Consider the following 1,629-nt stretch of genomic DNA (forward strand, 5'->3'; position numbering starts at 1 on the left):
TGCGGCGAGACCGGCGTCAGCACGACGCTTAATGCTGTGCGCGAGCGGAGTGCGGTGAAAGTCGCACGCTCCGTTCTTCGGGGGCCCTATGCCCGGGAGGGTGTGAGGCTATCCTCTTAAAAATCACGTAACTTGATTTACCCGGAAGTGGCCTTCAAATACAATAAGGATACCCAGGCATAAAGCGAGAATCAATGAACGCGCAAACGCGGTTTGAGCAGTACATTGAGCATCTGGCGGCAGGCCTGGGCCATGCGGACCGTCACGCGGGCCTGAATGCCTATTGCACCGGCCTGATGCTGCCATTGACGCGCAAGAGCGTCGAACCGATGGCCGCCAGTATGGACCCGCTTCACGCCAGCGCGCGGCATCAGGCCTTGCACCACTTCGTTGCCAAGGCCGACTGGCCGGACGATGAACTGCTGCGTCGGGTCTGTCAGTGGGTCGTGCCGCGAATGGATTTTTCGGACGGTGGCTTCTGGATAGTGGACGACACGGGCTTCCCGAAGAAGGGGCGTCATTCGGTCGGCGTGGCCCGCCAGTACTGCGGCGTGCTCGGCAAACAGGATAATTGCCAGGTCGCAGTGAGTGTCTCTCTGGCCTGCGAGCAGGCCAGCATTCCGGTGGCGTGGCAACTCCATGTGCCGCAGGACTGGGCAGAAGATGACGAACGACGCGCGAGAGCCGGCATTCCTGCGCATATCGGGTTTGAGACCAGGCCGCAGATCGCACTGCGGCAGATCGAGACCTTGCTGGCCGCCGGGGCGCCACGGCACTGCGTGCTCGCTGATGCAGGCTACGGCATCGATAACGCATTGCGCCAACATCTGGATGATCTGAGCCTGGCATATGTGGTCGGTATCACGTCGGCGCTGGTGGTCTGGCCACCGGGCGTCGAACCATTGCCGCCGAAACGATATGCAGGCATGGGCCGCCCGCCTGTGGTGCCCCGCCGTACGCCCTCCCGGCAACCGGTGAACGTGAAAGAACTGGCCCATTCACTGCCTGCTAGCGCCTTCACGACGCTCAGTTGGCGCGAGGGTTCGAACGAAACGCTCAGCGGGCGATTCGCAGCGGTTCGTGTGCGCCATGCGGGCGGCAATACCGGCAAGGCGCGGTTACGCCCCGGGCAGTGGCTGCTCATCGAATGGCCAGCTGACGACGTAGACCCGCTGAAATACTACCTCTCCAACCTGCCAGCCGACACCGCGCTGGCGCAACTCGTGGCGTATGCGCACATGCGCTGGCGCATTGAACGGGACTACCAGGATCTGAAGCAGGAACTGGGGCTTGGGCACTATGAAGGTCGAGGATGGCGGGGGTTTCATCACCATGCGGCGCTGGCCATTGCGGCCTACGGATTTCTGCTCTCTGAACGTCTCGCTACCGGCGCTGCGCTCAGCGCCAAAAAAAACTTCGCAGCACGCCAGACGCCTGGTGTTCCCGAAGATTACATTGCGAGGGGACGTCCGCCGCGCGCAACCCCACACGCCTGATTCGCTCGCGACCATTCGCTATCTGAGATTGACCCAGAAAAACGGACACCTATTCTTTTGAGAAGGAGGTGCCGGAAATGGGCAAGCATCGTACCCCATACCCTGCGGAATTCCGGGCTCGCATGGTCGAGCT

1 protein-coding gene is annotated in these 1,629 nt (G+C 61.8%); it reads left to right on the forward strand.

Annotated elements, in window-relative coordinates; genetic code table 11:
* Window positions 1-194: 194 nt before the first annotated feature.
* Complete coding sequence (locus HV796_RS42180) at window positions 195-1,496, forward strand: IS701 family transposase (protein WP_175233535.1); 1,302 nt, start codon at window positions 195-197, stop codon at window positions 1,494-1,496.
* Window positions 1,497-1,629 lie beyond the last annotated feature (133 nt).

This window comes from Paraburkholderia humisilvae (assembly GCF_902859855.1).
GTDB classification, from domain to species: domain Bacteria; phylum Pseudomonadota; class Gammaproteobacteria; order Burkholderiales; family Burkholderiaceae; genus Paraburkholderia; species Paraburkholderia humisilvae.